At 66.0% G+C, this 5,653-nt stretch carries 8 protein-coding genes; 5 read left to right on the forward strand and 3 right to left on the reverse strand.

Annotated elements, in window-relative coordinates; all coding sequences use genetic code 11:
* Both AC1VAN_RS09050 and AC1VAN_RS09055 read right to left on the reverse strand, forming a co-directional pair.
* Positions 1 to 310, reverse strand: a 310-nt coding sequence (locus AC1VAN_RS09050) for an Mpo1-like protein (RefSeq protein ID WP_480985667.1), incomplete at its 3' end; no start/stop codon positions are given.
* A gap of 206 nt (positions 311 to 516) precedes the next feature.
* A complete protein-coding gene (locus AC1VAN_RS09055) occupies positions 517 to 1,443 on the reverse strand; it encodes a phosphoribosylaminoimidazolesuccinocarboxamide synthase (RefSeq protein WP_032976644.1) in 927 nt (308 codons plus the stop codon).
* Between the two features lie 144 nt (positions 1,444 to 1,587).
* Here AC1VAN_RS09055 and AC1VAN_RS09060 point away from each other — a divergent pair, with 144 nt between their 5' ends.
* The 5 genes from AC1VAN_RS09060 to yegS all read left to right on the forward strand — a co-directional run bounded on the left by AC1VAN_RS09060 (position 1,588) and on the right by yegS (position 4,994).
* Entirely contained in the window at positions 1,588 to 1,917 is a 330-nt protein-coding gene (locus AC1VAN_RS09060) for a J domain-containing protein (protein WP_025874605.1), read from the forward strand.
* A gap of 57 nt (positions 1,918 to 1,974) precedes the next feature.
* Positions 1,975 to 2,649, forward strand: a complete 675-nt coding sequence (gene rpe, locus AC1VAN_RS09065) for a ribulose-phosphate 3-epimerase (protein ID WP_480985668.1) — start codon at positions 1,975 to 1,977, stop codon at positions 2,647 to 2,649.
* Positions 2,650 to 2,709: 60 nt separating this feature from the next.
* Positions 2,710 to 3,189: a GNAT family N-acetyltransferase gene (locus tag AC1VAN_RS09070; protein WP_025874607.1), complete on the forward strand. Its 480-nt coding sequence runs from the start codon at positions 2,710 to 2,712 to the stop codon at positions 3,187 to 3,189.
* A gap of 26 nt (positions 3,190 to 3,215) precedes the next feature.
* Positions 3,216 to 3,803 carry a hypothetical protein gene (locus tag AC1VAN_RS09075; protein ID WP_033832404.1) on the forward strand — a complete coding sequence of 196 codons (588 nt, stop codon included), beginning with the start codon at positions 3,216 to 3,218 and terminating at the stop codon, positions 3,801 to 3,803.
* 258 nt (positions 3,804 to 4,061) lie between these two features.
* Entirely contained in the window at positions 4,062 to 4,994 is a 933-nt protein-coding gene (gene yegS / locus AC1VAN_RS09080; RefSeq protein WP_059065388.1) for a lipid kinase YegS, read from the forward strand.
* A gap of 8 nt (positions 4,995 to 5,002) precedes the next feature.
* Here the strand turns inward: yegS and AC1VAN_RS09085 are convergent.
* A partial coding sequence (locus AC1VAN_RS09085) for an ankyrin repeat domain-containing protein (protein ID WP_480985669.1) occupies positions 5,003 to 5,653 on the reverse strand: 651 nt, incomplete at its 5' end.

The raw sequence follows: 5,653 nt of genomic DNA on the forward strand, positions 1-5,653 counted from the left end.
GGCCGATTTCCGCTTCCAGCAGCCGGCACAGGCAGCCGAACACGAAGAACTGGATGAGCATGCCGATGCCCAGCGGACGCGACAGCTTGTTGTAGAAGCACCACGCGCTGAACATCGCGAACGCCGACCAGATGCCGTACTGGAACCAGGTGATCAGCGGCGGCACGCACCACAGCAGGGCCACCACCGACCACAGGATCGCCGGCACCGCCACCACGTGGATGCGCTGGTTGACCACATTGCGGTGGTCGTCGGAGTAGCTGGCGAAATAGCGGTCGATCGGACGCGCAAGCTGGGTGCTGGTCTGCATGTGGCCAGCATACCCCGGCCGGGGCCGGCAGTAGAGCCAGGCCATGCCTGGCTGCAGGTTCGCGGGGTTGCCGGCCAGCGACCGGCACTGCCAACCGTCAGTAGAGCCAGGCCATGCCTGGCTGCACGTTCGCCGGGCTTGCCGGCCAGCGGCCTGCACTACCGCATTCAGAACGCCCCCGCCACGCGGGCCGGGGCGCAGGGGAATCAGTCGACGCTGATCCCGGCCAGGCGCTGCAGCGCCTCGGCATACTTGGCGCGGGTGCGCTCGATGATCTCCGCCGGGATGCTCGGGCCCGGGGCGGTCTTGCCCCAGTCCAGCGTCTCCAGGTAGTCACGCACGAACTGCTTGTCGTAGCTCGGCGGGCTGGTGCCCACTTCGTACTCGTCGGCAGGCCAGTAGCGCGAGGAATCCGGCGTCAGCATCTCGTCCATGATGTACAGGCGACCGTCGGCGTCGGTACCGAACTCGAACTTGGTGTCGGCCAGGATGATGCCGTGCTCGCGTGCGTAATCGGCCGCGAACTTGTAGATGCGCAGCGTCGCGTCGCGCACCCGCTCGGCCATTTCCGCACCGACCGTCTTCACCATCGCGTCGAAGTCGATGTTCTCGTCATGGTCGCCAACGGCGGCCTTGGTCGAGGGGGTGAAGATCGGCTCGGGCAGCTGCTCGGCCTGGCGCAGGCCGTCGGGCAGCTCGATGCCGCTGACCTTGCCGGTGCGCTGGTAGTCCTTCCAGCCGCTGCCGATCAGGTAGCCACGGGCGATGGCTTCCACCGGTACCGGCTTCAGCTTGCGGGTGACCACCGCGCGCTTGGCGTACAGGGCCGCGTCCACGCCCTCGGGCAGCACGCTGGCCACATCGATGCCGGTCAGGTGGTTGGGCATCAGGTGCGCGGTCTTGGCGAACCAGAAGTTGGACACCTGGCAGAGCATCTCGCCCTTGCCCGGGATCGGGTCGGGCAGGACCACATCGAACGCCGACAGGCGATCGGTGGCGACCATCAAGAGGTAGTCCCCCGGTGGGGTACCGGCCGGCAGTCGCTCGCGCGGGATATCGAACACATCACGCACCTTGCCGCGGTGGCGCAAGGGCAGGCCGGGGAGATCGGATTGCAACAGCGTGGTTGGCACGGGCACTCCTGGGGCTTCGTCGAGACGGCTGCCCAGGGGACCCGGCGGGCCCGCAACTGGTCAGCGGGYGGCCTAGTGTAAAGCGGTCCGGGCCCGCTGTGACGTAAAATGAGCGTCCATTTCGTCGGCCGACCCCGGAGCGCCATGCGCTGGTACGGAAAACTGCTCGGATTCATCGCCGGCGCCCTGCTGTTCCGGCCCAATCCGCTGTTCGGCGCGGTGGTCGGCCTGTTGCTGGGGCATGCCTTCGACAGCGACTGGTTCCGCCTGAACAAGGAGAACCCGTACCGCGAGCTGGGGCTGACCTCCGAGGCCACCGATGCCGAGGTCGAGCGCGCCTACCGCAAGCTGATCTCCCAGTACCACCCCGACAAGCTGGGCGGCGCCGCCCCCGAGCTGCAGCAGCAGGCCGAGCAGAAGTCGCGGCGCATCAACGCCGCCTACGACCGCATCAAGACCCTGCGCAAGCGCTGACCCCATTGCCCCGCCTGCGGGCGGGAGACCCCTTTCCCCGTTCCGAAGGCCCCGGCCATGTCCAACTGCCTCATCGCTCCTTCCATCCTCTCGGCCAACTTCGCCCGCTTGGGCGAGGAAGTCGACAACGTCCTGGCCGCAGGTGCGGACTGGGTCCATTTCGATGTSATGGACAACCACTACGTGCCMAACCTGACCATCGGSCCGATGGTYTGCYMGGCRCTGCGCAAGYACGGCRTCACCGCGCCSATCGACGYGCACCTGATGGTCGAGCCGGTCGACCGCATCATCCCGGACTTCGCCGAGGCCGGTGCCACCTACATCAGCTTCCACCCGGAGGCCAGCCGCCACGTGCACCGCACCATCCAGCTGATCCGCTCGCTGGGCTGCAAGCCGGGCATCGTGCTCAACCCGGCCACCCCGGTGGACATCCTCGACTGGGTGCTGGACGACCTCGACCTGGTGCTGCTGATGTCGGTCAACCCGGGCTTCGGCGGCCAGKCCTTCATTCCGTCGGCCTTGGACAAGCTGCGCGTGGTGCGCCAGAAGATCGATGCCAGCGGCCGTGACATCCGCCTGGAGATCGATGGTGGCGTGAAGGCCGACAACATCGGCGAGATCGCCGCCGCTGGCGCCGACACGTTCGTCGCCGGCTCGGCCATCTTCAACGCCAAGACCAGCTACCAGGACGTGATCGCGCAGATGCGCGCCAACGTCGCTGCAGCGCGCTGACAAAAAGGGGACGGAGGGGATTAAGCTCGCTTAATCCCCTCCGTCCCCTTTTTTCTGCTCATGGCACTCCTGAACATCCGCCCGGCCACCGTCGCCGACGCCGGCCTGATCCTTCGGTTCATCCGCGAACTGGCGATCTACGAGAAGGCAGAGCAGTCGGTGCAGACCGATGAGATCGGCATCGCCGAAAGCCTGTTCGGCGCCGACGCCACCGCCCGCGCGCTGGTCTGCGAGGCGAACGGCGAAGCCATCGGCTACGCGGTGTATTTCTACAACTATTCCACTTGGCTGGGGCGCAAGGGCATCTACCTGGAAGACCTGTACGTGAGCCCGGAAAAACGCGGCTCCGGCGCGGGCAAAGCGCTGCTGAAGTACATCGCCCGCCAGGCGGTAGCTGAAGGTTGCGGTCGCTTCGAATGGTCGGTGCTGGACTGGAACACGCCGGCCATCGAGTTCTACACCGCAGCCGGGGCCAGACCGCAGGACGAGTGGACGGTGTACCGGTTGGAAGGTGAGGCGCTGAAGGCATTCGCCGGGTAGGCCGTTTCCTGGTGACTGGTGTGCCGATGAAATACGCCATTGCCGCACTCCGCCAGCGGCTGCCGGCCTCGATTGCTGTCTGCAGGCAGGCGCTGGAGGCTGCCGGCGGCGACCTGTCACAGGCGCACGCCTTGGTGGTTGATCAGCTCGTGGCCGATTACGGGCACCGCACAGGGTTGGGGGTCGCCGAGGCCGCCATCGAGCTGCAGGCCGCTGGCCATGACGTGGAACGCGCCATGATGCTTTGGCGTCGCCGCCACCCATCACCGCCGCCGCGGCCATTCGCGGCGCTTGAAAAGGGATGGGCGCTGGCAGCGGAGCTGGCTTCGGTGGACACCGGGTTGCGCTGCTTCGCCCATGTCATTCCTGGCGAACAAGACACCTACGAGCTGCGCATGATCACCCATGCCGCACGCTTCACCGAGACCGCCTATGGCTTCGACTACGACTACGCCATGCAGGACGCGCAGACCCGGGTGGAACGCAGGTTCGTGACCGGAATTCCGGCGCTCAACCTTCTGTTGCAGGAGTACGCAATTGATGAAGCGATGTTGTGCAGCATCGATGCCTTCGACAGCTGCCTCCTGCACGGTCCCATCGAGGCTTACCTGTGAGCCGGCCTCTACACCCGCGCGATGGGTAAAAAAAAGCCACGCCAAACACTGGCGTGGCCTTGCTGCATGCGTGGGAGGCTGATCCTGCCTCCATCCGTCGTCCCTGCTATGGCCTTCCATTCTCCCGGTGGCCGATGACACCTGCATGACATGCCGCGCGGGCGAGCCCAGCGCCCTGACCTGAACGGTGGCCGCTGCCTTTCACTGGCCCCGAACGCGCGGTTGCTAGCCTGTGCCGCCCTTCCCTGGAAGCACCGCATGAGCACCCCCCGCTGGCGCCTGATCCTCAACGGCAAGTCCGCAGGCAACGATGACCTGCGCGAGGCCGTGGGCCACTGGCGCGAACGCGGCGTGCAGCTGGAAGTGCGGGTGACCTGGGAAGACGGTGATGCCGAGCGCTACGTCGCCGAGGCCATCGACCACGGCGTGGACGTGATCGTGGCGGCCGGCGGCGACGGCACGCTCAGCGCGGTCGCCGAGACGCTGGCGCATCGCGACGAGCCGGCTGAGGCGCTGCCTTCGCTCGCGCTGGTGCCGATGGGCACCGCCAACGATTTCGCCACCGCTGCCGGCATTCCGGTGGAGCCGCAGGAGGCCTTCGCACTGGTTGCCAGCGGCCACCCACGCCCCATGGACCTGCTGCGCGTCGATGCCGACGGCAAGCCATGGTGGTGCGCCAACCTCGCCAGCGGCGGCTTCGGCACCCAGGTCACGGTGGAAACCGATGCCGGCTTGAAGAAGATGCTCGGCGGCCTGGCCTATGTCATCACCGGTATCGCCAAGCTCGGCCGCATCGAACCCATCACCGCACGCCTGAGCGGGCCGGACTTCCAGTGGGAAGGTGGGTTCATCGCGCTGGGTATCGGCAACGGCCGTCAGGCCGGTGGCGGCCAGCAGCTGTGCCCCCAGGCACTGATCGATGACGGCCTGCTGGACGTCACCGTGGTGCCGGAACTGGAGGGTGAAGTCGCAGCCACCCTTGGACAGATGCTGACCGGCGGCAAGGAGGCGGCGCTTGAACGTGTCGCCACGCGCGCGCAGCTGCCGTGGCTGCAGATCGACGCACCGCAGCCGTTGACGTTGAACCTGGACGGCGAACCGGTGCAGGCACGCCGCTTCCGCATCGACTGCGTGGCGGGCAGGGTGCGGATGCATCTGCCGGATGACTGCGTGCTGCTTTCCGGCAGCTGAGACAGGAATCAGAGCAGCGGAATGTCTTCTTCCTTGCTCGGGAATTTGAAGGCCTCGCGCTTCCTGCGGATGTGTTCGGGCATCGGCGGGCGGGGGATGTTGCGCTCAGCCAGCCATTGCTGGCATTTCTTCTGCCACGGCAGGTTGTCCGGCGTGGTGATTTCCCAGTAGATGTCCTCGACCATCTTCTGCCGGCCAGGCTGGCTGGACCCTTCCGGCTTTGCAATCGCTGGATCAGCACCATGTTCCAGTAGCCAGTAAGCGTAGTCGAAGCCGCCTCGCGTCGTGTACCAGCTCAGGACCGTGTCATCGCCCAGGTCCAGGCTTGATTCATTGATGTTGGCCCCGTTCTCAATCAGTACCTGGATGTTCTTCCACTGATTTCCGCTGAGGAATGCCTGCAGCAGTAGAGTCTCGTTGGCTGAGTTGCGGGTGTTGGGGTCTCCGCCATGCTTCAGGAGCAGCTCCAGGAAGCGAGGGTCGTCCATCTTTGCCGCGTAGACCATCGCATTGTTGTAACCAAGCCTGCGCCCGTCCACCGTCTTGTATACGCGTGCATTCGGATCTGCGCCGTTGTCCAGAAGTGCACGTAGCCCATCAAGATTCTTCGCGCGAAGGGGCCACGCCACCAAGGGGATGCCAGCATCGCGAGCGAAGGC

It is taken from the genome of Stenotrophomonas sp. 05L44_2 (assembly GCF_056665995.1).

What these genes read in the sequence shown, in the direction of transcription:
- AC1VAN_RS09060 (WP_025874605.1), top strand. Translation starts at nt 1,588, where the DNA reads ATGCGCTGGTACGGAAAACTGCTCGGATTCATCGCCGGCGCCCTGCTG.
- AC1VAN_RS09070 (WP_025874607.1), top strand. Translation starts at nt 2,710, where the DNA reads ATGGCACTCCTGAACATCCGCCCGGCCACCGTCGCCGACGCCGGCCTG.
- AC1VAN_RS09075 (WP_033832404.1), top strand. Translation starts at nt 3,216, where the DNA reads ATGAAATACGCCATTGCCGCACTCCGCCAGCGGCTGCCGGCCTCGATT.
- yegS (WP_059065388.1), top strand. Translation starts at nt 4,062, where the DNA reads ATGAGCACCCCCCGCTGGCGCCTGATCCTCAACGGCAAGTCCGCAGGC.